A 20,981-nucleotide genomic window follows, 5' to 3' on the forward strand; every position below is an offset into this window, starting at 1 on the left:
CCCTTGCGACAGCCGCCTCTGGGCCTACATGAGGAGGGAGGAGGCGCCTAGAATCGCCTCGGCGGCCTTGACGTCTGGGTCGTCTTTGCTTAACACCCCCGCGTCGCAGAGTTTTACAAAGGCGCGGCACAGGGCGAGGACCTCCTTAAACACCTCCTCGCCGAACTTGGCCTTGATTTGGTCAAACTTGAACGAGGGGCTGAGGGCCCCCGCCTCGGCCTCTCTAAACGCCTCCAACACCTTCGACCTGCCCCGCACCTTTCCCAGCGCCGACACATACGCTGGCACAGACGCCTCGGCCGGCGCCACCACCCTAAAAGACTTACGCTTAGCCACATTCGCGCCGCCGGACTCCACGGGCTCCAAAAGCCCCGCCTTAACCATGTCGCCGTCTGACAGCCCAGTGGCGTACTGCACATACGCGACTGTGTCGCTGTCAACCACGCCGCGCTCCGACGCGGTGCGGAGCAGGAGATACGCCAGGGCGTAGGGGTCCCGCACCTCCACTCCCAAAAACCGCAGAGCCCCCTCGAACCCAATCGAGGTGGCGGCCCCCAACACCGACTCGACGTCCAGGACGGCGCCGGCGTACCTCACCTCCTTAAACCTCAAAAGGGCAGAGAGCCCAGCAACATAGGCGTAGACAAAGAAGTCATGCGAAAACGCCCTGTACTTCTCAAACTCCTTTGCCACAAGCTCCACCACCTTGGCCCTCTGTGCGGGGTCCGCCAAGTCCACTATCCCCTCCCCATCCACTGCCTCCCGCCTCCTCCACGCCGCCACGAACCCCCCAAGCACCGACGCCTTGCCCCTCGCCACCACGCTCTCCTCGCTCTCAGTAGCCACAGGATACGCCGCGGTCAGCACAAGGCCGCTGCGCCTCCAAAGCGCGTCCACCAGCGCCACCCACGCCTCCGGCTTCTTGGCCACGTAGTACACCACGAGGAGGCCCTCCGGCTTGAGGAAGCGGAGGATGTTGGAGAAGGCCCTGGCGAGGAGGTCGGCGAAGCCCTCCCTCATCTTAAAGTACTCGAAGCGCCCCTCGTTCTCCGACACCTCCCTCGGCGCAAAGAACTGCCACTGCGTAGTGACCTCCTCCCCAAACTCGTCGAAAAAGGCCTCGGGCAAAAACCTCGGCACGAGGCGACCGCCATCAACGCCGCTGAGAGCCCGCTTAAGCCACACGTAGTAGAAGTCGCTAAGCTCCGCATAGGGCACGTCGTCGGCGTAGGGCGGATCAGTGAGAACGACGTCAAACACCTCGCCCTCCAACTTGCTAAGCGAGGCTGCGTCGTCAAGCAAAACCCTAACCCCACCAGGGCTACCAGAGACCGCGGAGACAAGATAAGACAAGCTCTCAATAACAGTGTTGACGCTCCGGACGTAGGTACCCGTCCACATTGTCCACGGCGACATGTCGTCCCAATTCCACATCATAGCAATACCTCTCATAGAAAGAGAGTGGCCCATTATCAACGATCGATTCCACCCAGCTACAATTGAGCTATAATCAACGTATTTGCATAATGCTACCGCTAAATACGTCGTTACCGCTTCTGCGTATTTGTGGGCGTCTTCTCTGCCCCATCCCTCTCCCAGCTTCTCCTCCTCGGCCAGCCTGCCCGCCTCGCGTATAAGCTTCACCAGCTTGAGCAAAGCAAGAAGCTGACGCGGGTTGAAGAGCTTAAACCATTCGTCAAAGCCATAGAGAATGGGGAAGAGGTACCTGTTGCTATAAGGCGATACAGGCTCTGTCGGTATGTCTGGGTCTCCCCACATCTCCCTAAGCTTTTCCGCGGCTTTCCACAGCTTTTCCACGTCTTGGCCGTCTGCTGGCTCGAAGCGTAGGTCTCTGCCCTCCGCCCTCACCTTGACGAGTAGCGTCGGCCTGGCGGGGCTTCCCCTGAGCTCCTCCAGCGTCGTCTCGCCTCTTAGGTAGCGCTCGTATCTCTCGTTCCACTGGCGGAGGGCCCACTTGACGTACCAGTCGCCGACTTTCTTCTTGGCGCTCGGCTTCACAATCTTCCCGTCGACGGCGCGGTGGTTTATCTCTGCGCCGCAGTGGAGGCAACGCGCCGTCTCCCGCCTCGCGTCTATGTTCTTGGCGGGCACTCTGTACTCCCTCCCCCCGGCCTTAACCACGCCGCCCTCCCCCTCCTCGCCCCTAGCCTTAACCTCAGCCCTAACGCGGCCAAGGTCCACTACCCTCACGCCGTTGTTCCACTCCATCCAGGCCAGCCTCTCGTACTCACTGCCCTTCTTTACCCTTGCCAGCCACCAGTTCCCCACCAGCGGCGTGTGGCGGCCGCAGGCGGGGCACTTCACCTCCCACGTCCCAATGTAAACAGCGGCGTCGCCGTAAAGCCCCTTGACGTCGGGGTCCTCCCTCAGCCTCTCCACGACCCACCTCCCCCACTTCTCCACCTCCTTGGCCAAGTCAATCCTCCTCTCGGCGGCCCACTTGGGGTACTCAAGGACGGCCTTGAGGAAGACGTAGGCCGTGGGGAGTAGCTCTACGGCCGTGGCGTCTAGGCCAAGGCGGAGCGCCTCAAGGGGGATAGAGCCGAAGCCGGCGAAGGGGTCCAACAGCTTCTTCCCCCTTAGCCTCTCTACTAGGCGGGGAGATGGGTTGCACGTGTGTACCGTCTTTCGCTCGCCTCTGCAGGGGAAGAGGTGTGTGAGGAATTGTTGTGGGTTTATGTCGTCTAGGAGTGCGGCGGCTATTATCGCCCTGGCGCCGGCGAGGGGCTTTCGGGTCCACCAGAACACCATCTCCCAGTGGGGCGGCCTGCCGGGCCCCTTCTCCACTTTTGAAAGTTCGTTGATCTCGTCGATGGGGAGCCCCCTCTCCAGGAGGGTCACGTACACACTACAGCCCCTTCTTTAAAGCATGTACATGCGATATAGATAATATGGCGCCTGAATCGTCTTTAATAGCGTTAGATGTGCACATTGTGGTACTTAAGAATGTAGTTGAGCTTTGGGTCTAGGTCTATATTAAGTATGCAGATGTGTCTACTTTGTTTTTAAACATGCATTTATAAATGTGGGCTGAGCAAGGGCCGTGGGGTCGCTGGTTAAGGTGGTTGTGTTTCCTCAGGCGGAGGCTAGGTATAGGGTTGTGGATGAGTTGAAGAGACGTGCAGGGGAGGAACTTGTCTACAATAGGATCGTCACAGTTATTCCTAGGAGCGATGTTGAGTCTGTGACTTATGACGATAGAGAGGGCCATTTTGAGAGGGGCATTAAGCTCGTGATTCCGCTTAAGCTGAAGGTCTCAAGGGGAGACGTGCCTCTGCGGGGCTCTGAGGTGTTGGGTGAGGACTATTTTAGGCTTGAGGTGGAGGTTCCTGAGGAGGTGGTGACTCTTAGGGGGGAGTGGAGGGTGAAGAGGAAGGTGACGTGTAGCTTCTTCTACTATGTGGATAGGGATTTGGAAGATGTTGCTGTATTGACTTCCGCAGAGGGCGTTAAGGCGATTAATGGGGCTGTGGAAGCGCTTAGAATGCTCCACATCTATGTGCCTGATACTAGGCTTGAGCTTCCGAGGGGTCAGAAGTTTAGGGAGATGTTGAGCAGGCTGGGGGAGCTCGGGTGGATTTCTATCTCTGAGATCCAGGACGTGAGCATTAGGTTCGCTATTGTGAGTGGGAGGTGGCTTGAGAGGCATCCTGTTGTGTCTGACTTGTCTGAGCGGGGGCAGGTCACGGCCCTGGTCATAAATAAGGAGGGCTTGAGGCTTATACTGAGTGTGAGGGGCATCTACGTTCAGCAGCGCCTTGCGGAGGTCGCCGTGGCGGAGCGGGTGGCTGAGGTGGTGAAGGTGTTGAAGGAATTCGGCGTGTTTAAACCCGGTTGAGTATTTCGGCGTATATCTCCTCCATATTTGCTATGGACGGCGGTAGGTCTACCACGACCGTGGTTTTGTGTGTATACACCTTTAGGTCGAGTTGTCTCTTTGCCAGGTAGTCCTGTATCTTTGCCGCGGCTTTTTGTGCGTTATTCTGGTCTAGGTAGTAGACCTCTATTCTACCGGCCCAGCTCATTGCCCCAAGCTCGCTGTATGTCAATTTGACGAATTCGCGGATTGCCGCCGCCACGTCCTCGCTCTTCGCTCCCAGCGGCACTAGGAGGAGGGTGACGTCGGTTGAGTGGTCCCTCTCCACCTCTGGCGCCTCCACCTCTATGCCGAAGGCCTCTCTGAGGAGCTCGCTGTCGGGTATGGTGTCTTGGGAGGTGTACCATGTGGCTAATATGTACCCACGGCCGCTCTTGTACAGACACGGGAGTATCTTCTCGTCTTTGCATACATAGAGCCTCATCAGCGTGCTGTCTATGTGCTTAGTCGCGGTGGAGCTTCTGAAGAACGCCGTTATGTAGATTTGCACAAGCTTCTTGGCCTTCTTTATCTCTGTCTCTAGGTATTCCCTAATTTGCGGCGCTACGTCGAGACCGAGCTTGACTAGCGATATCACGCTCCTTATCAGCTCGACTGTGGCGGTGGCCTCTGTCACGTTATTTAATTGCTGTGGTTATTTAAGTTTTAGAACCTCTTCATGTTTTCTTCCAGTTTTTTGAAGTATGCCTGTTCTAGGTCTATGCCGAGGAAGCTGGCCATGGTTAGGACGTAGATGAAGACGTCTGTCAGTTCCTCCTCTATCTTTGGCAGAGCCTCTTGAAGCGTGAGGCCTTTCCCTCCGTATACGGTGGCGCGGACTACCTTTTTGACGACGTTGGCGAGCTCTCCCACCTCGCCGGCGAGGGCGTTGGTGAAGTACTCAAGCCGCAGGGCGGCGTCTCGGTCGCCTTCTACGCGCCAGAAGTGTGGGAACTTCTCTCCGGAGAACTGGGCCTGTATCTTGGCGAGCTCTCTCAGCTCCACTTCCGCCCCCGCGCGCATGTTTATATCTCCGGCATTTTACATGCAGATATTTTCGCAAGTAAGGCCGGCATCACCTCTCTATAGAGGAGGGCTGGCACTACGTAGACGTCGCGGCCGAGCTCCGCCTCTCTGAGGTCGTATTCTCTAAGCATTTTCCTATATTCCGCGTTCATCGATCTAAGCGCTTTTCTGATCCTTCTGGGAACGTTTGTCATTATTACTAGGTAGCGCGTTCGCCCTGACTTTGGCATCTTTTCTAGCTTTTTTACCAGTTTTTCTATGTATTTCTTGCCACCTACTTCGTGCCCTACCTCAGATTCTATGACCACTTCTATGTCGCCGTAGGTTAAAACTACGTCTACTCCTTCTTCGCTACCTGGGCTTATCTTCTCTATTTCAAAGCCTAGGGCCCTTGCGATTGCTATTATGTCTATGAGAGAGTAGTCGTGTAGCGTCTCTGCGGCATTATCTACGAATTTCCTGAGAGATACCCTTTCAGGTTTGCGCTCTTGCGAATCTTGGTCTTGTCTCGGCTTCGGCATGTCTAGGCTATTTTAACGTAGATGCCCATTGATTTCAGTTTTTCTCTGAGTTTCTCTAGCACGGTCTCTGCCTCGTGGGGTGGGGCCTCGCCTATCCCGTAGCCGTCTACGTAGTTTTCCAAGTGCGTGAAGTAGGCGCCTAGGGGCTCCTCGGAGTATATGATGATGTAGAAGGAGACGCGCCATGGGAATAAGACCTTGCCCTTGTTGACTTCCTCTGGCCAGACGGGCGTCTGGTCGTCGTAGAATCTATCCTTCGCTATGCCTACGGCGTGTATGTCGCCGCTTTTGGCGAGTTGGAAAAATACCACGTCGCCAGCCGAGAGGTTGTTGTAGAGGTGGAGGAATTGCCGCCAGTTTTTTGCAAGTGTTGACTTTTTCCTGCTTGACTTACTGTCGTGCGGCTTTTTCCAAAAGCCCCAGAGGAGCCTCTCGCTGGCGGTTTTTATGTTCTCTTTGTTCTTGGAGGCGAATACCCAGTACTTGCCCATGTTGCCTAGAAAGCGTGCTGATAAAAATTCGTGTTTATTCGTTTTACTGGGTTTGGCTTGTCATTTGTTTGTGTGTTTCCATCATGCAGGTGTCTTCGATTAGGGTGATGCCTTCTTGTTCTAGTTGTTGTTTTACTTCGGGGGGTGCTCTTATGCCTAGTTGTAGCCATAGTACTTTGACGTCTCCTCTTTCCCTCTTGCGTTTGATTACTTCCTGTGCTATTTTGGGGACTTCTTCGCTTGGTCTGAAGACGTTTACTACCTCTATCTCGTGTGGTATTTCTAGGATGTTTGGGTAGGCTTTTTCGCCGAGGATTTCGGTGGCTGTGGGGTTTACGGGTATGATTTTGTAGCCGTGTTCTTTGAGGTATTTTGGCACTATGTGGGCCCACTTGGTGGGGTCTTTTGAGGCGCCGACTACGGCGACTGTGCGGTGGCGTTTGAGGACTTCTTGTGGGTTCATGTCAGTGGTGGTGTGGCATTCCTTGTGGGCCGTGGGTGAGGTAGTATTCTGGGTTTTTTTCGAAGGCTTCTTTGCACATGGGTGAGCAGAAGTAGTAGGGCTTGCCTTTGTAGAGGGTTTTCCACTTGGCCGTGGCTGGGTCTACTTCCATTCCGCATACTGGGTCTTTGACCATGTACCCACCGCGGCTGGCATATATATTTATTTGGGGGCATCGTGCTGGGTGTGGAGGTGAAGGTTGGGGTTAGGGTTGGGGGGCGTAGTGCCGTGGTTAAGGTTTTGGGGATGCACTGTGCCACTTGTTCTCTCACTGTGCAGAGGGCTCTTCTCTCTGTGCGGGGGGTGAGGTGGGCTGAGGCTTCTCTTGCCAGTGGCGAGGCTAGGCTTGTGGTTGATCCCGAGGTGTTGGATTGGGGGGAGTTGCTGAGGGCTGTGCGGGGGGTGGGGTACGACGTGTATAGGGAGTCTGCTCACATAGTGGCGGACTTCCGCCCGGAGGAGGTGGAGGCTGTGGAGAGGGCGGCGGGGGGCTGGGGGGTTTTCTATGTGCGGGCGAGCCCGGCGGCTGGGGTGGTGTATGTGGAGTATAACCCTCTTGAGACGTCTGTGGAGGAGGTGGCGGAGAGGGTGGCTAGGGCTGGTTTTAGGGTGAGGGAGGTGAGGAGGGGGGAGGTGGGGGTGGACGTGGATAGGAGGGCTGTGGAGGCGGAGGTGAGGGATTTGGGGAAGAGGCTTGTCCCGGCGGCGGTCGCGGCGGCGGTGTTGATGTTGGCCATGGTGGGGGTCCTGCATGTTCCTCCGTTGGCGCAGTTGGCGTTGGCTGGCGTGGCGCAGTTCTACTCTGGGTGGAGGTTTCTCTGGGGGGCGGCGCGGGCTTTTAGGAATGGGACGGCGAATATGGACACGTTGGTGGCGTTGGGGACCCTTTCCACTTTCCTCTACAGCTCCTATGCCGTGGCTGTGGGGGGCCACGCCTTTTTTGAGGCGTCGGCGGCGGTTATCGCCTTTGTGTTGGCGGGGAGGTACGTGGAGGCTCTCATGAGGCTTAGGACTGGGGAGGCTGTGAAGAGGCTGGCGCAGCTTCAGCCGCCGAGGGCCAGGGTGAAGAGGGGGGAGGGCTGGGTGGAGGTGGAGGCGTCTGGGGTTGGGGCTGGGGAGTTGGTGGAGGTGCGGGAGGGGGAGCGGGTGCCGGTGGACGGCTACGTGGAGGAGGGGGTTGGGCTGGTGGACGAGTCTGCCTTTACTGGGGAGCCTCTCCCCGTGGAGAAGGGGCGGGGCGACTTGGTGCTGGCTGGCACGGCGCTGGTGAGGGGGAGGCTGGTGGTTAGGGCCACTAGGTCTGGGAGGCACACCTACCTTGCCGAGGTGGTTAAGCTTGTGAGGCAGGCGCAGAACGCGCGGCTGCCTATTCAGAGGCTTGTGGATAGGGTGGCTGGTGTATTCACCTGGGTGGTCATCGGCGTTGCGGTCGCCACCTTTGTGGGGTGGAGCGCCGTGGGGGCGCCGCTTTCGCAGGCCCTCTTGTTCACTGCGTCTGTCCTCGTGGTGGCTTGTCCCTGCGCCTTGGGCCTCGCCACGCCTCTGGCGGTGGTGGTGGGGGTGGGGAGGGCGGCGGAGAGGGGGCTCTTGATTAAGAACGTGGAGGCTGTGGAGAAGGCTCTTAGGGCTAGGTACGTGGCGTTTGACAAAACTGGCACGTTGACGGTGGGCGCCCCCAGGGTGGCCAAGTTTGTGGGGGACGGGGAGGCCTTGGCGTTGGCGGCCTCAGCCGAGGCTAAGTCTACGCATCCGTTGGGCAAGGCGTTGGTGGAGTACGCGGTGGAGAGGGGGGTCCGCCTGGCGGAGCCGGAGTTCTTTGACACTTTCCCGGGGCAGGGGGTCTACGCCAGGGTGGACGGGGCCGTGGTGGGCGTGGGGAATGAGAAGCTGGTGGAGGGGCTTGGCGCGTCTATCCCCGAGGATCTGCGGAGGGCGGCGGAGGAGCTGAGGGGGGAGGGGTACACGGTGGCGTACGTGGTTGTGGACGGCGTGGTGAGGGGGGTGGTTGCGGTGGGGGACGAGGTGAGGAGGGAGGCGGCCGAGGTGGTGAAGAGGCTGAGGGCCATGGGGCTGGAGCCGGTGGTGGTGTCGGGGGACCACGAGGCGGCGGTGGCCAAGGTAGCCGCGAGGCTGGGCATTGAGAGGTTCTACGGCGGCGCCGACCCCGCGGCCAAGGCCGAGGTGGTGAGGAGGCTGAAGAGGGAGGGGGGCGTCATCTTCATCGGCGATGGGGTAAACGACGCCCCTGCGCTGGCCGAGGCGGACGTGGGAATTGCGGTGGCCTCGGGGACCGAGGTGGCTAAGGAGGCTGGGGACGTGGTGGTGAGGAGGGGGGACTTGGCCAAGGTGGTGGAGTTCCTCGAGCTGTCTAGGAAGATCGTGGGCACGGCCCGCTTCAACCTCTTCTGGGCCTTTTTCTACAACGTAGTGCTTATACCTGTGGCGGCTGGGGCCTTCTACCCCGCGTTGTACCTCCGCCCGGAGTACGCCGGGTTGGCCATGGCGCTGAGTAGCATCTCAGTCACGTTGAACGCCCTGAGGCTTAGAAGGGCGTAGGGGTGTGGGGGCGGGGGAGGGGCATCTCCCGCCAGCCGTGTGGGTAGAAGTGTAGTGGCAGGGAGGGGGGCGTGGGGCTGTGCCACGTGAGCTGGCCCAGCGCGGCCAAGATGAGGAGCACCAGCAGTAGGGCGAGGAAGGTGGCCAACATGCCGGCCTTTGCGAGGGCGGATAGGGTGTACAGGGCGGCGAGGAAGCCCAAGAGGAGTGCGAGGGGCGCGGCGAGTAGTAGGAGGAAGGGCGCCGCCACGGCGAGGGCGCCTATGGACAGGGCGGTCAGCACGGCGCCCGCTATGAAGGCTATGGGGGCGAGGATTATGCCTAGCAACACCCCGAGGGGGTTGACGGCCCTCCCGGCCAGCAGGCTCATCAGAGCCCATAGGAGGACCCAGAATCCCACCAGCCAGAGCAAGAGGTCAACCACGTAGAAAAAAGAACTTGGAGGTTTAGAGGTTTATTCCCAGTCTCTTGGCGATTCTCTCAAAGTCGTCTTTGTATAGGCCGGGGGCGAATTCCTCGGGGACTTCTGGTAGTTCTAGGTATTCTCCTCCCTCGGGAGGTCCGTCGTGTACTTGTAGCGGCTGGCCGTCGGCTGGGTGGGCTCCCTTCCAGATTTTTTCTATGTCTTTGTAGTCGCTTGGGCTAAATCTGTACAGTGTCCTGTGTACTCCCATTTTCATGTACTTGGCGGCTTCTGGGAATTTGGAGTCCTCTATCTTGGGTATGGGTAGCATTCTCCACACTTCTACCCCTGTCAGAGCCTCTAGGGCTTTGCCGTATGCCATGGCGTGTACGCCGCCGCGCACCAGTAGGTAGCCGATCATTTCCCGGGCCACTGGGTTGTCTGTCATCTCGTATACCCTGATTTTGGCTAGGCGTGCCCCAACCTCTAGGAAGAAGTTGTATAGGAAGTCTAGCACTAGGTTGCCGCTTACGAATATGTAGTCGCCGCGCCACGGCGTTCCGTGGGAGTCCATGGGGAAGGCGCCGAGGCCTGTGTTTATCGCGTGGTAGGTGTTTCTCACGTCTTTTAGGGGCTTTAGTGGGGCTTGGTCTGGGGGCGCCGGCTTTGTGGAGCCCACATATAGGGCGTTTACCACGGCGGATACCAGCTCGATGTGACCGAGTTCCTCTGTGGCTATGTTGGAGACCAGGTCTCTAAAGGGCTTTATGGCTGGGTTTTTGTGCATGCGGAAGTTGAAGGATTGGTAAGTGTACGTCATCAACGTGTTCATTTCCCCAAATCTGCCCCCAAGCAACTCGCTGACGGCTGCCGCGGCGTTGGGGTCAGGCTCTTTTGGAGCTGGCAGTTGTATTTGGAGCCGGTCTATTCTTAGGTACATGCCATTAACTTCGAAAATACCTTATAAGTATTAACTTCGTTAAAAAACGTGGCACATTATTAACTCAGTTAAATGGGAATATCGAGTGGGCTAACCCACTTCGCGTTAACGATGTTAATGAGGCCGCCGACCGCGGGAGTGCCCCCGACCGCCTCGCCGAGGCTTAGAGAAGTAGGTATAGAAATGCGCCTATTAGCAAAAGCAGAGTTACATATCTCCTAAGCCTGGTCTTCTGCACAGCTGCGCCAGCCGCCGAGACCGCGGCCACGTGGAATACGCCGAAGAGGAACATTGCGAGAAATCTCTCTAAAGGCGTGGCTAGGAGCGCCAGTGCCAGAGTTCCGGCAATCCCTAGGAAGGGGAGGAGGCAAGGCAGAGACAGAAACGGCGAAAATGCCCCTGCTAGAAAGTCTGAGCCCTTGGACAGCTTGTGAAATAGAGTCTGCACCCTCCAGAGAGGCGCCCGCGGGCCCAGCAAATACGCGGCGCCGAAGAGGGCGATTAAGGCCGCGGCTGTGTACTTGTCTAAGACAAGTGGCGCCCCCAATAGCGCCAGAGCTGCGGCCCACGCGGCGTAGCCTGTAGCCGCTCCTAGGAAGTAGACGTAGAGCCTCCTCCTGGTAGATGCCAAGGCCAGGGGGACTATCACACATGGCGAGGCGGCTGACGCCGCGCCTAGCGCCGCCGCAATCGCCAACGCCGTGGCTGGCGAGCTGGCAGCCGGCTGTAGAGGAGTTGGGCTAGTGGCGTTCTTTATAAATGAGAGAAACTGCTCGGGGGGCAGGGCGCCTAGCAGATATCCTCTGAGGTATACCTCGCCGGCATCTGCCTCTAGCACAACCACCGTGGGGGTTGCCAAGATGGGGAAACGGCCGCGGCCGTCTACCTCTACTACGCGTATCTTGGTGGCTCCCGAAGTGGTTAAAGAACCGTTGAGAAAGGTCAAGGACGCGCCCTCGACTACTAACGCCCTCTGAGCATATGCCTCCACGTACTGCACCTCTCTGGCGTCCCGCTTTTCGAAACGGACAGCGGCTAAGAAGGCTTGGACTTGTGCATCTTTGAATGTGACTTCTTCCATGTATTTACAGCCTGGGCAGTTGGGTTGCCAAAAGTATATCACAGTTATGTTGCCCGCTGTAAGGAGCAGGGCTAGGGTTAGGACTGCTAAGAGTACACGCGCCATATAGTGCCGTTTTCGTAGACCAAGTAATAGCCGGGCCCTTCCCACGTCGTGGGGTCTGTCTCGGCGTGCGGCAACGCCAAGCCTCTAACGCCGTTCTTGGCTAAGGCCGTAAAAGCCGAGACTGGGACATGTCCCTCTATGAACAAGCCCCCCTCTACCGCAATTGTGTGGCAGGACCACAGCCTTTCTGGCACGCCGAGTTCTTTCTTCAGCTCCTGAAGCTTCTGGGGGTCTAGGACTGTCACTTCCACTGCGAAGTACTGCCTAAGCTTGGCCAAGTATTTTTCACAACAGCCGCAGGGCGGGGCATAGTAGAATTTCACTGAAGAAAATGGGGGTTTCTCCTGTGTCTTTTCGCTTGGGGGGTATGTGTAGAGCTTTAAGGCTGTTGTCATGATTATCGCTAAGATGGCTGTGACGAGGATCAGAGTTGCCGTTTGCTTTCTCATAGGCGCGACTGAGATGTGGAATAAATGACTACCGTGAAACCCTGAGCGGCGGTGTTTTTCACCTGTGTGAAACTTTGGCGGAGACGGGTTTCTCGTAGGGTTTAAAGCTAGCTACCAATTTTGGTGGCCATGAGCAAGTTGCTGGTGTTGGTGGCGTTGGTGTTTGCGGTGTTGGCGTATGCGCAGTGTCCTATGTGTGGTGGCTGGTGGTGGGGCGGTGGTTGGGGGCCTGGGATGGGTTGGTGGGGATTTCTCTGGGCCTTGCTAGGGCTGGCTTTGGCTGTGTTGTTTCTGCTGTTTATTGTCTTTGCCCTTTTCTGGCTTTATAGGCAGATTTTCAAGGGGTCTCAGCCGCACCACTAATCTCCCGGACCTTTTTTCTAGGTAAACAAGCTCTTTTTCGGCAAGTCTCTGCGCGGCTCTCCACGCCCTTAGTTTGTTAAGTCCTAGTTCCTTGGCTACTTCGGACAGCGACACCTCTCCCCCCTTTTCATAGACCTTGATATATATCGACCGGTCGGGCTCTCGGAGGAGGTTTATAACAGCGGCGGGTAGGCCCTGGGTCTGCTGTCTAGTTGGTTTAAACCCTCCTGTATAAAACACGTCTAACAGGGCGGTGGTAAGTAGAGTTAAGAGGAAAAATACTGGGAGCATGGGCGATGGGAAGCGGCACAGTGGACACATGAGGGAGACATGGAGGTAGTCTAAGACTACGGCGGCTACGGCGGCGAAGGCCAAGAGGGGGGCCAATCGCATAGTCCCCGTTGCGCATACTCATAAAAGTTTCACTGCCCCGACACCGCACCTCCCGGTGGTTTCACGGCAGGTATTTACCCACGTGGGAACGTGTCGACCATGGTGAATAAGACTGGTATAGGATTGGCGGTAATCGCGTTGGCGCTTGCGGCGTTGGCGGCCGCGGCGTGGTGGGGCTCGTGGAATAGCCCACCTTATGGAGGCATGATGGGCGGTGGAATGGGAGGTGGAGGCATGTGGGGCAGGCCGGCCGGCGTCCCAATGGGCATGTATGGAGTGGGGGGTTGCCCTATGGCGGGGTGGGGCGGCGGATTGTATGTAAATGATAGCAATGTTGTAGAGTATGTAAAACGGGTTACTGGGTATGAGGTTATTTCTGTGGAGAAGTACAGCAATGGCTACTACGTAGTTGTGGGTATCGGCGGCGCCCCTCAGCGCGAGGTTTTGGTGTTCTTCAACGGCGTTATACATCCGGAGCCCCAGTCTATGATGTGGCTTGGGTCTCCCATGCGGATCTCTGAGGAGGAGGCTAGGCGTATTGCGGAGAGCTGGCTAGCCAGCCGCTTCCCAGGCGCCGTGATTGAGGAGGAGTACACGTTCCCCGGCTACTACACCTTCCACTTCGAGGTGAGCGGCGATATGCAGATGTTGAGCGTCAACGGGTACAGCGGCGCGGTGTGGTTCCACAGCTGGCACGGCAAATACCTCGGCGAAGTGTTCCCAGAGGCCCATTAAACCCCACCCTTTTCTCTTTCTGTCAAATTTTTAAACGTGCCGTAGTACTTCTTCAATGAGGGGGTCTGAGGTGGCCTATAGGGCGCTTTTGGGGAAGATTTACGCGGAGGGCCTCGTGGGGGATGTGGGCGAGTTGGCCGTCGTGTACGACAAGACGCCTAGCTGTGTGGCCATGGCCGCGGCTGTGGGGGCGTCGTCTAGGGCGAGGGTGGAGTTTTACGCGTCGGACGAGTTCGACGTGGACGTGGACAACGCCCTCCTTCTGATGAGTCCCCACTTGGAGGGGCTGGGGAGGCGCGCCGTCGCTGTCTTGAGGAGGGTGAGGAAGTTCGCCGCCCTTCACACGCCTATCTTCTACTACTTGGATGGGGTAGAGGGTGTGGAGGAGGTTTTGGCGGGGAAGGAGGTGAGGTTTGCCGTTAGGGAGACGCCGGGCGAAATCACGTTTTACAGAGTGTACGTGGAGGGGGGATCTCTCAAGGCCGTGGCGTACGGCGTGAGGAAGCTCACGGCCGAGGAGTTGAAGATTGTGAGGAGGTACGAGGCGGAGAAGGAGTAGGGCGTCTACGTCTGTTTTTTGCGCGGTGGCTAATTATTCCCGCGTGGGCTGTGGTGCATGGAGGTTTTTGAGGTGGAGGTTTTCCCGCCTGCCGTCGTGCTTAGGAGCAGGGACGGGAGGTTCGCGGTGGAGGTGGATGGGTATAGGGTGTTTGGGCGGTCTGACTTTGCCTGGCACCCGCTGGCCGGGTACATCTCCCGGCGCCACTTCGCAGTGAAGAGGGTGGACGGGTCCTACTACGTGGTGGACTTGGGCAGTACAAACGGCACTTTTGTGAATGGGGTAGATATAAGGGGGCGCGGCCTCTATCCCCTGAAGCGCGGCGACGTGATCAACGTGGCGGGGGTGGTGGAGCTGGTGGTGGAGTAGCGCTCGACAAGCGCAATAGATTTATATCGCGGGGCAACTTTTTCTATGGCCTCGCGGCACGTTGGAGGCCTCGTGTTTGTTGGATTAATGTTTCTGGGAATGGGGCTTGGTCTCCTAGTGGAGAGGCCTGACGTGGGGCTGTTTGTAGGCATGGGCTTGGGCTTTATAGCAATGGCGTTTCTCAGAGGGGGCGCTGAAGAAAAGGGCGCCGAGGCTACGCCTCGCCCGCCGTCTCTTCCCGCTGGTTCTTCTGGGGGCCGGTTTGGGGCCGCTCTCCTCCTTGGGCTTGGCGCCATCTTCCTGGCGCTTGGTGTTGTGCAATTGCTCGGCTTGGCGGTGCCGGAGAGGGTGGTGGGTGCTCTCTTTCTAGTGGCGTTGGGTCTCGGCTTTCTCTGGTGGGGGGGGGGGGGCCTCTGCCCTGTGGGCTAGAGTAGGTTGAGCTCTCCTAGGCCCATTATCTCTGCCTGTTTTTGGAGGGCTTGCACCACGCGGGGGGTTACGTGGTATTTGACGCCCGTGGCGAAGTACCGCTCGGCTAGTTGTGTGGAGATGCCGAGGCGCTTGGCCGCCTGTTCCACGAGGGGCGTGGGGTTTTCGTAGAAGTGGGCTAGGGAGTTTTCCAGCTCTTCGACTGCGCGGAACACCTCTTGTCTGTCTGCCTTGGGGGAGGCGGCGAATACGGCGTAGACGAGGGGGGTTCCGAATTTCTCCCGCCAGGCCTCTCCCACGTCGGCTATGTGTGGGCGCCCCGCGTCTACTAGGCGCAACGCGTCGTCGCCTATTACTAGCACGCCTGCGTATTTGGCGAAGGCGCCGTCTAGGGTGGCCACCCGCTGTAGCTCTATCCCCATGGCGGCCTTCAGTGCGAGGGCGCTTACCGTGGTGTCTTCCACTGCGGCGTATCCCGCGCCGCCGCCTTTGAAGAGGCGGGAGGATATCACGGGCCCGTCGCTGTACACCGCCAGCCTTGGCACCACTGGGAGTCCGTGCCTGGCGGCTAGGGTGACTGGGACAAAGCCGCAGCAGGCCTCGCCTGTTAGGAGTAGCTGGGCTGAGGCGAGGTTTGAGGCGGGTATGGCGGCTACTCTGGCGCGGTGGAAGAGGGGGTCGTTGTGGGCGTATTTCAGCCTTACTACTTTCACGCCCGTTTTACGCCTCCTATATATATCTAATTATTCTGTGGAAGGTGTCCCGCTCGGCGGGTCTTTTGCCCACTTCTCTCGCTATGGCGGCCAGCTCCTCTGGCGTGGCGGAGTGGGGCGCCCCGGCCGACCTCAGCACGGCCTCGTTGTACATGGTGCCGACAAGGTCGTTGGCCCCCGCGAGGAGTAGCGTGGAGGCGAGCTTCTTCCCCACGGAGAGCCAGTAGGCGGCTACCTTTAGCCTGTCTAAGAGGATTAGGCGGGATATGGCCACCACTTTTACGTCGTATGTGGCTGGGGCGGGGCCCTTCACGACCCCCCTCTTGTACAACTCGGTGTTTTGCGGGTTGTACTTCACGGGTATGAAGAGGAGTACCCTCCCGGTCTTTTCCTGTAGCTCTTTTACGCGGAATATGTGGTCTACCACGTGGCGGTCCTCTTCTACGTGGCCGTAGAGCATTGTGGCGTTGCTGGGGATCCCCAGCTCGTGGGCCACCTCGGCTATCCTGATCCACTCTTCGCCGGATATCTTGTGTGGCGCCACCACCCTCCTCACCTCTTCTGCGAATATCTCGGCGCCGCCGCCCGATATGGCGTCTAGCCCCGCGTCTTTCCACCTGGAGAGGACTTCTCGCCAAGACATGTGCCACAGCTTGGCGTAGTAGTCCACCTCGGCCATGGTGGGCCCCTTTATTACCACGCGGGGGGCGGCCTTCTTGACGGCGGAGAACAGCTGGTCGAAGTACTCGGGGGTTAGGAAGGGGTTAAAGCCGCCGTTTATGTGCAACTCCGTGACGCCGCGTTGCTCCACGGCTTGTCTCACTGCGGCGGCCACTTCCTCGGGCTTACGCACATACGCGTCGGGGCTCCCCGGCAGGCGGTAGAAGGCGCATATGGGGCACTTGGCCACACAGACGTTGCTGTAGTTCACCACGATGTTGTTGACGAAGGTCACCACGTCGCCGTAGAACTTCTGCGAGACGGCGTGGGCGGCCTGGGCCAGCGTGAACATGTCCGCCTCGCGCATCAGCGCCTCTGCGTCGTGCCTAGAGAGCCCCCTAAGGGCGGCCTCCACCACGTCTTCTGGCTTGAGCACTTGGTTACGAATTCCCTATTTAATAAATCTCGCCGGGCACTGCCGAGAGCGTGTAGGCCAGGTAGCGGGGGAGGTCGGTAGCTCGTGCACAGAGGCCGCTTATCTACTGACCGCATATCGAGACGTCAGACATTCACCGGCCGGTACAGGGCTGGAGGCCACCGGCTCCTAGACCTCTCACAGTTGACAAGCGCAATGAGTAAAGATTTTTAACTTGTGTGAAGTGGTTTGTGTGTCTGTTGAGCTGTTGCTCACAGCCATTGGGACAATAGGCGCTGTGGCGGCCTCAACAGCCTCTCTTGCCTATTGGCTCGGCAGAAAATTCGCCGAGATAGAGAAGAAGTTCGAGTATGTGGATAAAAAGTTTGAAGAAATTGATAAGAGGTTTGAAAGAATCGATAAGAGGTTCGAAGAGATGGACAAGAAGCTTGGAGAAGTTATCAAGAGTATCTTGGAGCTTGAAGGGAGGTTTGACGAGCTGGCCCAGGCTACTCGTGACCAATTTGAGTTTTTTGCTGAGTTTTTGGGTTTTAGGGGTGTTCTTGAGGCGAGGGATGTGGATTTTGTCAAGGGGGAGTTGGCTAGGCTCGCCCGCCTCAACCCCCTCACCGAGGAGGAGTTGAGGAGGATTAGAGAGCTTGTGGAGAAGGAGGAGCTCACCCTGGAGGAGGCTGACGAGCTTAGGGAGCTGGCTAGGAAGTTTGTAAAAGAACATGGCGACAGGCCGGGCGCGTGGAAGCTGTTGATATACGCCTCGATAATGAGGGGAATCGCTCTGAGGAAGAGGGGGCAGAGGGAGGGTAGTCGGACCTCTTGACGACTTGTCGTAGACGGCTCTCGTCGCTGTCTTACTGGGCTCTGCCCGGCGCCGCTTGATTTATATGTGCCAACTGTCTCCCCTCTGTGGAGGTTCCCACAGTGGATGAAATTGAGGAGCTTCTGAGGGCCGACTTGTGGGAGCTCGGGAGGCGGGCCTTCGCCATTCGCGCCAAGCTGTATGGCGACGTGACTACGTTCATCTCTAACATGATTTTGAATTATACGAACGTCTGTGTGGTTGGGTGTAGTTTCTGCGCCTTTTACCGCCCGCCGCGGCACCCCGAGGTGTATACCTACAGCGTCGAGGAGGCCGTTAGGAGGGTGTTGGAGGTGGACGCGCGGTATGGCATTAGGCAGGTCTTGGTGCAGGGCGGGGTAAACCCTGAGATTGGGATTGAGTACTTTGAGGAGCTTTTTAGGAGGATTAAGGAGAGGGCGCCGCACATCGCCATTCACGCCTTATCGCCCCTTGAGGTAGACTATCTCTCTAGGCGGGAGAGGATGTCGTATAGAGAGGTGTTGGAGAGGTTGAAGGAGGCTGGGATGGAGTCTATGCCTGGGGGTGGCGGGGAGATTCTCGTGGACGAGGTGAGGCGGTTGATTGCGCCGAGGAAGATAGACGCGGAGACTTGGCTTAGGATTATGGAGGAGGCTCACAGGTTGGGCATTCCCTCCTCTGCCACAATGATGTACGGCCACGTGGAGAGCCTCCGCGACGTGGCGTTGCACATGCGCAAGATCGCAGAGCTTCAGGCCAAGACTGGGGGCTTCATGGCCTTTATCGCGTGGAACTTTGAGCCGGGGACTAGCGAGCTGGGGAAGAAGATCCCCTACCCAAAGACTTCGGCGACTCTGCTCAGGATGGTGGCGGTGGCCAGGATCGTCTTTAGGGACCTCATACCGCACATTCAGACGGGGTGGCTCACCACGGGCCCCGAGACGGCCCAGTTGGCCATGTACTTCGGCGCAGACGACTTCGGGGGGACGCTGTACGAGGAGAAGGTCCTCGAGTGGAAGAGGGCCGAGGCCCCCATCGACCGGCGGGAGGACGTGGCAAAACTCATAAAGTCGGCTGGGTTCAGGCCGGCGGAGAGAGACAACCTCTACCGCATTATACCCGGCGAGGAGTACCGAAAAACGTAAATACTTATGCGTAAAAAGGTTTGATGCAAGTTATCTTTTCTGTTGTAAAGAGGTGCCCCAATTGTGGAGATGAGGTTGTTGTAGAAGTTGAGAAGAAGTCCCCCGTGGTTGTTAATTGTCGGCGGTGTGGCTCACAAGTGGTGGTGGGGGTGGAAGAGCTGGTGGAGGAGGTGAGGCTTTTTGACTGTGAGGTACGTGACTGGGATCGTATCGCTGCTCTAAGCGGCAAGGCACAGCAGATGGTTTTACAAGCTGTGGAGTCTGGGAGGGCTCCTCGGGAGCTTTTGCCGCTTTTAGTGAAATTGAGAGATGTTGGGGCTTTGGTATGTACCTAGAGTTTCCCGCGGTATATAGATTTTTCAAGGAGTATATAGAGGCGTCGGGTGGCATTTTTGAGCTTAAGAAGGCCTTGGATTGGAGTGTGTGGTACGCTGTGAAGTGGTGGAGGGAGCTTGTGGATGCCGGTGCGCATCGTACCCAGAATACTTTTGTGAAGGCGTTGTACAACGCGCTTTTGACTAGGGGGATTATTGACGAAGAGGGAGGGGTTAGGAGAGATGTTAAAAAGCCTGAGATGCCCAAGGGTATATATGCCCGGGAGTGGGTTGAGCTACATCAAAATTTTGACAGTATCGACGTAGTGAAGGTCGCCAGAGATGAGGTGGATAGAAATGTCTTAGACTTGTTTTACAGCGATTTGCAGATTCAGGGCTGGCACCGCATTATGATTAAGACGTTTTTTAAGGCTGTGGGAATGCGGAATGACGGTGCCGTGTTGGAGCCCTACAGCAGAGAGGGCCACCTTGCCGTGCTGTACTTCGAGGATTATAGGCCTCGGCTTTATGTGGGCTACGACTCAAGCCCGTCGCTTGTAGAGCTGGCCAAGAAGACTGCGCCTGAGGGAACTTTTGTTACGGCAAACTCCGCGTGCGATGTGTCGGGGCGGTTTGACGTAGTTCTCCTCGTGGAGAAGATGCAGTGGTTTCCTGACCCAGCGAGGGAGCTGGAATGTATTTGGCGGGCCATGGCACCAGGCGGGAGGTTGTATGTGGCGCAACCCGTTGTGGAGTCTATGCCAGGGTACTTGGCCATACATGCCGCATTAGGCGCCATACACGTATATTCGTGGAAAGACGTAGAAAACCTCTTGCAAATGCATTTCAAGCTGGAGAGACGGCTGATAAAGACTATGCCCTTCTATGGCGCTGTGTGGAAGCGGGAAGAAAGTTAGCAATACAGGCCGAACCCCTAGTACTCTACGATTTCTAGCTTTAACAGCTTTGCCACTGCCTTGACCTCCTCGGTCACGTCCCCCGGGATAAAGACGTGGTGGTTTGCGGGGGCCTTGGCGGCTACGTCGCCTATTTCTACCAGCGCCTGTGTTCTACAGGCGCGTTCTATGAAGTTCCCGCTTTTCAGCACCTTGGCCACGCCTATGACGATCTTGTCCATCCTGGGCGAGAGGGATACGGCGGTGTAGATGTCTTCGGCGAGCTCCCCCGAGAGGCCGTGCGGATACCCGGACTCGAAGTGCGGCATTGTTCTCCAGCTCTTCACCATGTCGAGCGATATGGTGCAGTGGGCGAAGGCGGCTTGCCTTCCCTTGGCGTATACCACGTTGGCTATCCAGCCGGGGCGCCCGGTCAAGCGCCTGGACATCAACATGGCGAAGCCAGCGGCTAAGTCCCCCTCGCACGCCACAGTGTAGCCCTCGGCGTTTAGGAGGGCGAGGGCTAGGCAGGGGGTCACCTTGTTCCTCATGAGATAGGGGAAGCACTGGATGGCGGCTAGGTCCCTCCCCGCGGCGAGGTCTCTGAGGGCCGCCGTTATCTTGGCCACTTTCTCGTCGTCGAAGGTCTTAAGCGCGGCGGAGTCGGGCGGGGCGGCCTCCACCGCCTTTTCAAAGTCCTCTATGGAGACCACCTCCACGTCCCACTGGAACCTCTGCCGCGCAGCGGCGGCTTGGGCCGTCTCTCTGCCTATGAGGAGGGCCTTTGCCCCCAGCAACGCCGAAGCGGCGTCGGCGACTCTCTTGGCCTTTTTCAACGTGTCTTCGCACTGGGCGTAGGTGGGGCAGTGGAAGACCACGGCCGGAATGCCCATGGCCTCTAGCTCTGCCCTGGTGTGGAGGGCGCTTGCGAAGCTGTTGTGTTCTCCAAAGCCCACGAGCACAGCCGCCTTTGCGCCCGTCTGCGTCACAAGCTCCACCGCGTCCCACGTGGTGCCGCCTGTGGCGTGCACGATAAGCGGCACTTTGCCCACTGCGCCGGGGGCCGCCTCGCCTACCGTCCGCTTGACCAGCTCTGAAACTTCTGCCGCAAAGGAACCGTGTAGAGGCGAGGCCAAGACCACCGCCACGGGCCCCAGGCCGCCCGCCTATATAACTTTTATGCACAGGTTTTCTCGTTGGC

25 protein-coding genes are annotated in these 20,981 nt (G+C 57.9%); 10 read left to right on the forward strand and 15 right to left on the reverse strand.

The annotated features are described in order from the left end of the window. Positions 1 to 24: 24 nt before the first annotated feature. Positions 25 to 2,868: a DUF1156 domain-containing protein gene (locus PCAL_RS03855; protein WP_011849403.1), complete on the reverse strand. Its 2,844-nt coding sequence runs from the start codon at positions 2,866 to 2,868 to the stop codon at positions 25 to 27. A gap of 196 nt (positions 2,869 to 3,064) precedes the next feature. On the opposite strand from PCAL_RS03855, the gene PCAL_RS03860 reads away from it, so the two are divergent. Then, positions 3,065 to 3,859 (forward strand): hypothetical protein, encoded by a 795-nt coding sequence (locus PCAL_RS03860; RefSeq protein WP_011849404.1) that lies wholly within the window; start codon positions 3,065 to 3,067, stop codon positions 3,857 to 3,859. Here PCAL_RS03860 and PCAL_RS03865 read toward each other — a convergent pair. Genes PCAL_RS03865 through PCAL_RS03890 form a run of 6 tightly spaced genes read right to left on the reverse strand, consistent with a single transcriptional unit; the run spans position 3,846 to position 6,553 of the window. Beyond that, positions 3,846 to 4,514, reverse strand: a complete 669-nt coding sequence (locus tag PCAL_RS03865; RefSeq protein ID WP_011849405.1) for a hypothetical protein — start codon at positions 4,512 to 4,514, stop codon at positions 3,846 to 3,848. The two genes, PCAL_RS03860 and PCAL_RS03865, sit on opposite strands and share 14 nt — an antisense overlap. A 29-nt stretch (positions 4,515 to 4,543) precedes the next feature. After that, a complete protein-coding gene (locus PCAL_RS03870) occupies positions 4,544 to 4,900 on the reverse strand; it encodes a MazG nucleotide pyrophosphohydrolase domain-containing protein (RefSeq protein ID WP_011849406.1) in 357 nt (118 codons plus the stop codon). Between the two features lie 2 nt (positions 4,901 to 4,902). Then, positions 4,903 to 5,424 (reverse strand): hypothetical protein, encoded by a 522-nt coding sequence (locus PCAL_RS03875; RefSeq protein ID WP_011849407.1) that lies wholly within the window; start codon positions 5,422 to 5,424, stop codon positions 4,903 to 4,905. A 2-nt stretch (positions 5,425 to 5,426) separates the two neighbouring features. After that, positions 5,427 to 5,915: an EVE domain-containing protein gene (locus PCAL_RS03880; protein ID WP_011849408.1), complete on the reverse strand. Its 489-nt coding sequence runs from the start codon at positions 5,913 to 5,915 to the stop codon at positions 5,427 to 5,429. Positions 5,916 to 5,958: 43 nt separating this feature from the next. Further along, complete coding sequence (locus PCAL_RS03885; protein WP_011849409.1) at positions 5,959 to 6,378, reverse strand: CoA-binding protein; 420 nt, start codon at positions 6,376 to 6,378, stop codon at positions 5,959 to 5,961. Position 6,379: 1 nt separating this feature from the next. Beyond that, complete coding sequence (locus PCAL_RS03890) at positions 6,380 to 6,553, reverse strand: YHS domain-containing protein (protein ID WP_011849410.1); 174 nt, start codon at positions 6,551 to 6,553, stop codon at positions 6,380 to 6,382. Positions 6,554 to 6,603: 50 nt separating this feature from the next. Here PCAL_RS03890 and PCAL_RS03895 point away from each other — a divergent pair, with 50 nt between their 5' ends. After that, the gene (locus PCAL_RS03895; RefSeq protein ID WP_193322886.1) at positions 6,604 to 8,973 is read left to right on the forward strand and encodes a heavy metal translocating P-type ATPase; all 2,370 of its coding nucleotides are present in this window, start codon (positions 6,604 to 6,606) and stop codon (positions 8,971 to 8,973) included. Here PCAL_RS03895 and PCAL_RS03900 read toward each other — a convergent pair. From PCAL_RS03900 to PCAL_RS03920, 5 genes are all read right to left on the reverse strand, one after another. Next, entirely contained in the window at positions 8,960 to 9,397 is a 438-nt protein-coding gene (locus PCAL_RS03900; protein ID WP_011849412.1) for a hypothetical protein, read from the reverse strand. The genes PCAL_RS03895 and PCAL_RS03900 overlap by 14 nt on opposite strands. Before the next feature lie 22 nt (positions 9,398 to 9,419). Next, positions 9,420 to 10,316 (reverse strand): manganese catalase family protein, encoded by an 897-nt coding sequence (locus PCAL_RS03905; RefSeq protein WP_011849413.1) that lies wholly within the window; start codon positions 10,314 to 10,316, stop codon positions 9,420 to 9,422. Positions 10,317 to 10,479: 163 nt separating this feature from the next. Further along, a complete protein-coding gene (locus tag PCAL_RS03910; RefSeq protein WP_011849414.1) occupies positions 10,480 to 11,502 on the reverse strand; it encodes a thioredoxin fold domain-containing protein in 1,023 nt (340 codons plus the stop codon). Next, positions 11,484 to 11,951 (reverse strand): DUF411 domain-containing protein, encoded by a 468-nt coding sequence (locus PCAL_RS03915; RefSeq protein WP_011849415.1) that lies wholly within the window; start codon positions 11,949 to 11,951, stop codon positions 11,484 to 11,486. Before PCAL_RS03915 ends, PCAL_RS03910 begins: the two co-directional genes overlap by 19 nt. Before the next feature lie 264 nt (positions 11,952 to 12,215). Further along, the gene (locus PCAL_RS03920; protein ID WP_011849416.1) at positions 12,216 to 12,707 is read right to left on the reverse strand and encodes a helix-turn-helix transcriptional regulator; all 492 of its coding nucleotides are present in this window, start codon (positions 12,705 to 12,707) and stop codon (positions 12,216 to 12,218) included. 99 nt (positions 12,708 to 12,806) lie between these two features. On the opposite strand from PCAL_RS03920, the gene PCAL_RS03925 reads away from it, so the two are divergent. The 4 genes from PCAL_RS03925 to PCAL_RS03940 are packed head-to-tail and all read left to right on the forward strand — an operon-like array spanning position 12,807 to position 14,799. Next, entirely contained in the window at positions 12,807 to 13,442 is a 636-nt protein-coding gene (locus PCAL_RS03925; RefSeq protein ID WP_011849417.1) for a hypothetical protein, read from the forward strand. 55 nt (positions 13,443 to 13,497) lie between these two features. Next, the gene (locus tag PCAL_RS03930) at positions 13,498 to 14,001 is read left to right on the forward strand and encodes a hypothetical protein (RefSeq protein WP_011849418.1); all 504 of its coding nucleotides are present in this window, start codon (positions 13,498 to 13,500) and stop codon (positions 13,999 to 14,001) included. Positions 14,002 to 14,058: 57 nt separating this feature from the next. Further along, entirely contained in the window at positions 14,059 to 14,370 is a 312-nt protein-coding gene (locus PCAL_RS03935; protein WP_011849419.1) for an FHA domain-containing protein, read from the forward strand. A 45-nt stretch (positions 14,371 to 14,415) separates the two neighbouring features. Then, on the forward strand, positions 14,416 to 14,799 hold the full coding sequence (locus PCAL_RS03940; protein ID WP_011849420.1) for a hypothetical protein: 384 nt from the start codon (positions 14,416 to 14,418) through the stop codon (positions 14,797 to 14,799). Here PCAL_RS03940 and PCAL_RS03945 read toward each other — a convergent pair. After that, the gene (locus PCAL_RS03945; protein WP_011849421.1) at positions 14,796 to 15,512 is read right to left on the reverse strand and encodes an MqnA/MqnD/SBP family protein; all 717 of its coding nucleotides are present in this window, start codon (positions 15,510 to 15,512) and stop codon (positions 14,796 to 14,798) included. The two genes, PCAL_RS03940 and PCAL_RS03945, sit on opposite strands and share 4 nt — an antisense overlap. 16 nt (positions 15,513 to 15,528) lie before the next feature. Beyond that, positions 15,529 to 16,539, reverse strand: coding sequence for a CofH family radical SAM protein (locus PCAL_RS03950; RefSeq protein ID WP_193322987.1), 1,011 nt, complete (start codon positions 16,537 to 16,539; stop codon positions 15,529 to 15,531). 301 nt (positions 16,540 to 16,840) lie between these two features. Here PCAL_RS03950 and PCAL_RS03955 point away from each other — a divergent pair, with 301 nt between their 5' ends. From PCAL_RS03955 to PCAL_RS03970, 4 genes are all read left to right on the forward strand, one after another. After that, positions 16,841 to 17,425, forward strand: a complete 585-nt coding sequence (locus PCAL_RS03955) for a hypothetical protein (RefSeq protein WP_011849423.1) — start codon at positions 16,841 to 16,843, stop codon at positions 17,423 to 17,425. 86 nt (positions 17,426 to 17,511) lie between these two features. Then, positions 17,512 to 18,570, forward strand: a complete 1,059-nt coding sequence (gene mqnC / locus PCAL_RS03960) for a cyclic dehypoxanthinyl futalosine synthase (RefSeq protein ID WP_226951994.1) — start codon at positions 17,512 to 17,514, stop codon at positions 18,568 to 18,570. Positions 18,571 to 18,593: 23 nt separating this feature from the next. Then, positions 18,594 to 18,905, forward strand: coding sequence for a hypothetical protein (locus PCAL_RS03965; RefSeq protein WP_011849425.1), 312 nt, complete (start codon positions 18,594 to 18,596; stop codon positions 18,903 to 18,905). Beyond that, positions 18,896 to 19,801 carry a class I SAM-dependent methyltransferase gene (locus tag PCAL_RS03970; RefSeq protein WP_011849426.1) on the forward strand — a complete coding sequence of 302 codons (906 nt, stop codon included), beginning with the start codon at positions 18,896 to 18,898 and terminating at the stop codon, positions 19,799 to 19,801. The genes PCAL_RS03965 and PCAL_RS03970 overlap by 10 nt, the downstream gene beginning before the upstream one ends. Positions 19,802 to 19,818: 17 nt before the next feature. Here PCAL_RS03970 and PCAL_RS03975 read toward each other — a convergent pair whose 3' ends face one another. Then, positions 19,819 to 20,928, reverse strand: a complete 1,110-nt coding sequence (locus PCAL_RS03975; RefSeq protein ID WP_193322887.1) for a fucose isomerase — start codon at positions 20,926 to 20,928, stop codon at positions 19,819 to 19,821. Positions 20,929 to 20,981 lie beyond the last annotated feature (53 nt).

The sequence above is a fragment of the Pyrobaculum calidifontis JCM 11548 genome, assembly GCF_000015805.1.
Lineage (GTDB): Archaea > Thermoproteota > Thermoprotei > Thermoproteales > Thermoproteaceae > Pyrobaculum > Pyrobaculum calidifontis.

What these genes read in the sequence shown, in the direction of transcription:
- PCAL_RS03925 (WP_011849417.1), top strand. Translation starts at nt 12,807, where the DNA reads ATGGTGAATAAGACTGGTATAGGATTGGCGGTAATCGCGTTGGCGCTT.
- PCAL_RS03940 (WP_011849420.1), top strand. Translation starts at nt 14,416, where the DNA reads ATGGCCTCGCGGCACGTTGGAGGCCTCGTGTTTGTTGGATTAATGTTT.
- PCAL_RS03910 (WP_011849414.1), bottom strand. Translation starts at nt 11,502, where the DNA reads ATGGCGCGTGTACTCTTAGCAGTCCTAACCCTAGCCCTGCTCCTTACA.
- PCAL_RS03880 (WP_011849408.1), bottom strand. Translation starts at nt 5,915, where the DNA reads ATGGGCAAGTACTGGGTATTCGCCTCCAAGAACAAAGAGAACATAAAA.
- PCAL_RS03965 (WP_011849425.1), top strand. Translation starts at nt 18,594, where the DNA reads ATGCAAGTTATCTTTTCTGTTGTAAAGAGGTGCCCCAATTGTGGAGAT.
- PCAL_RS03885 (WP_011849409.1), bottom strand. Translation starts at nt 6,378, where the DNA reads ATGAACCCACAAGAAGTCCTCAAACGCCACCGCACAGTCGCCGTAGTC.
- PCAL_RS03875 (WP_011849407.1), bottom strand. Translation starts at nt 5,424, where the DNA reads ATGCCGAAGCCGAGACAAGACCAAGATTCGCAAGAGCGCAAACCTGAA.
- PCAL_RS03970 (WP_011849426.1), top strand. Translation starts at nt 18,896, where the DNA reads ATGTACCTAGAGTTTCCCGCGGTATATAGATTTTTCAAGGAGTATATA.
- PCAL_RS03915 (WP_011849415.1), bottom strand. Translation starts at nt 11,951, where the DNA reads ATGAGAAAGCAAACGGCAACTCTGATCCTCGTCACAGCCATCTTAGCG.
- PCAL_RS03905 (WP_011849413.1), bottom strand. Translation starts at nt 10,316, where the DNA reads ATGTACCTAAGAATAGACCGGCTCCAAATACAACTGCCAGCTCCAAAA.
- PCAL_RS03890 (WP_011849410.1), bottom strand. Translation starts at nt 6,553, where the DNA reads ATGGTCAAAGACCCAGTATGCGGAATGGAAGTAGACCCAGCCACGGCC.
- PCAL_RS03920 (WP_011849416.1), bottom strand. Translation starts at nt 12,707, where the DNA reads ATGCGATTGGCCCCCCTCTTGGCCTTCGCCGCCGTAGCCGCCGTAGTC.
- PCAL_RS03930 (WP_011849418.1), top strand. Translation starts at nt 13,498, where the DNA reads ATGAGGGGGTCTGAGGTGGCCTATAGGGCGCTTTTGGGGAAGATTTAC.
- PCAL_RS03935 (WP_011849419.1), top strand. Translation starts at nt 14,059, where the DNA reads ATGGAGGTTTTTGAGGTGGAGGTTTTCCCGCCTGCCGTCGTGCTTAGG.
- PCAL_RS03870 (WP_011849406.1), bottom strand. Translation starts at nt 4,900, where the DNA reads ATGCGCGCGGGGGCGGAAGTGGAGCTGAGAGAGCTCGCCAAGATACAG.
- PCAL_RS03950 (WP_193322987.1), bottom strand. Translation starts at nt 16,539, where the DNA reads ATGCGCGAGGCGGACATGTTCACGCTGGCCCAGGCCGCCCACGCCGTC.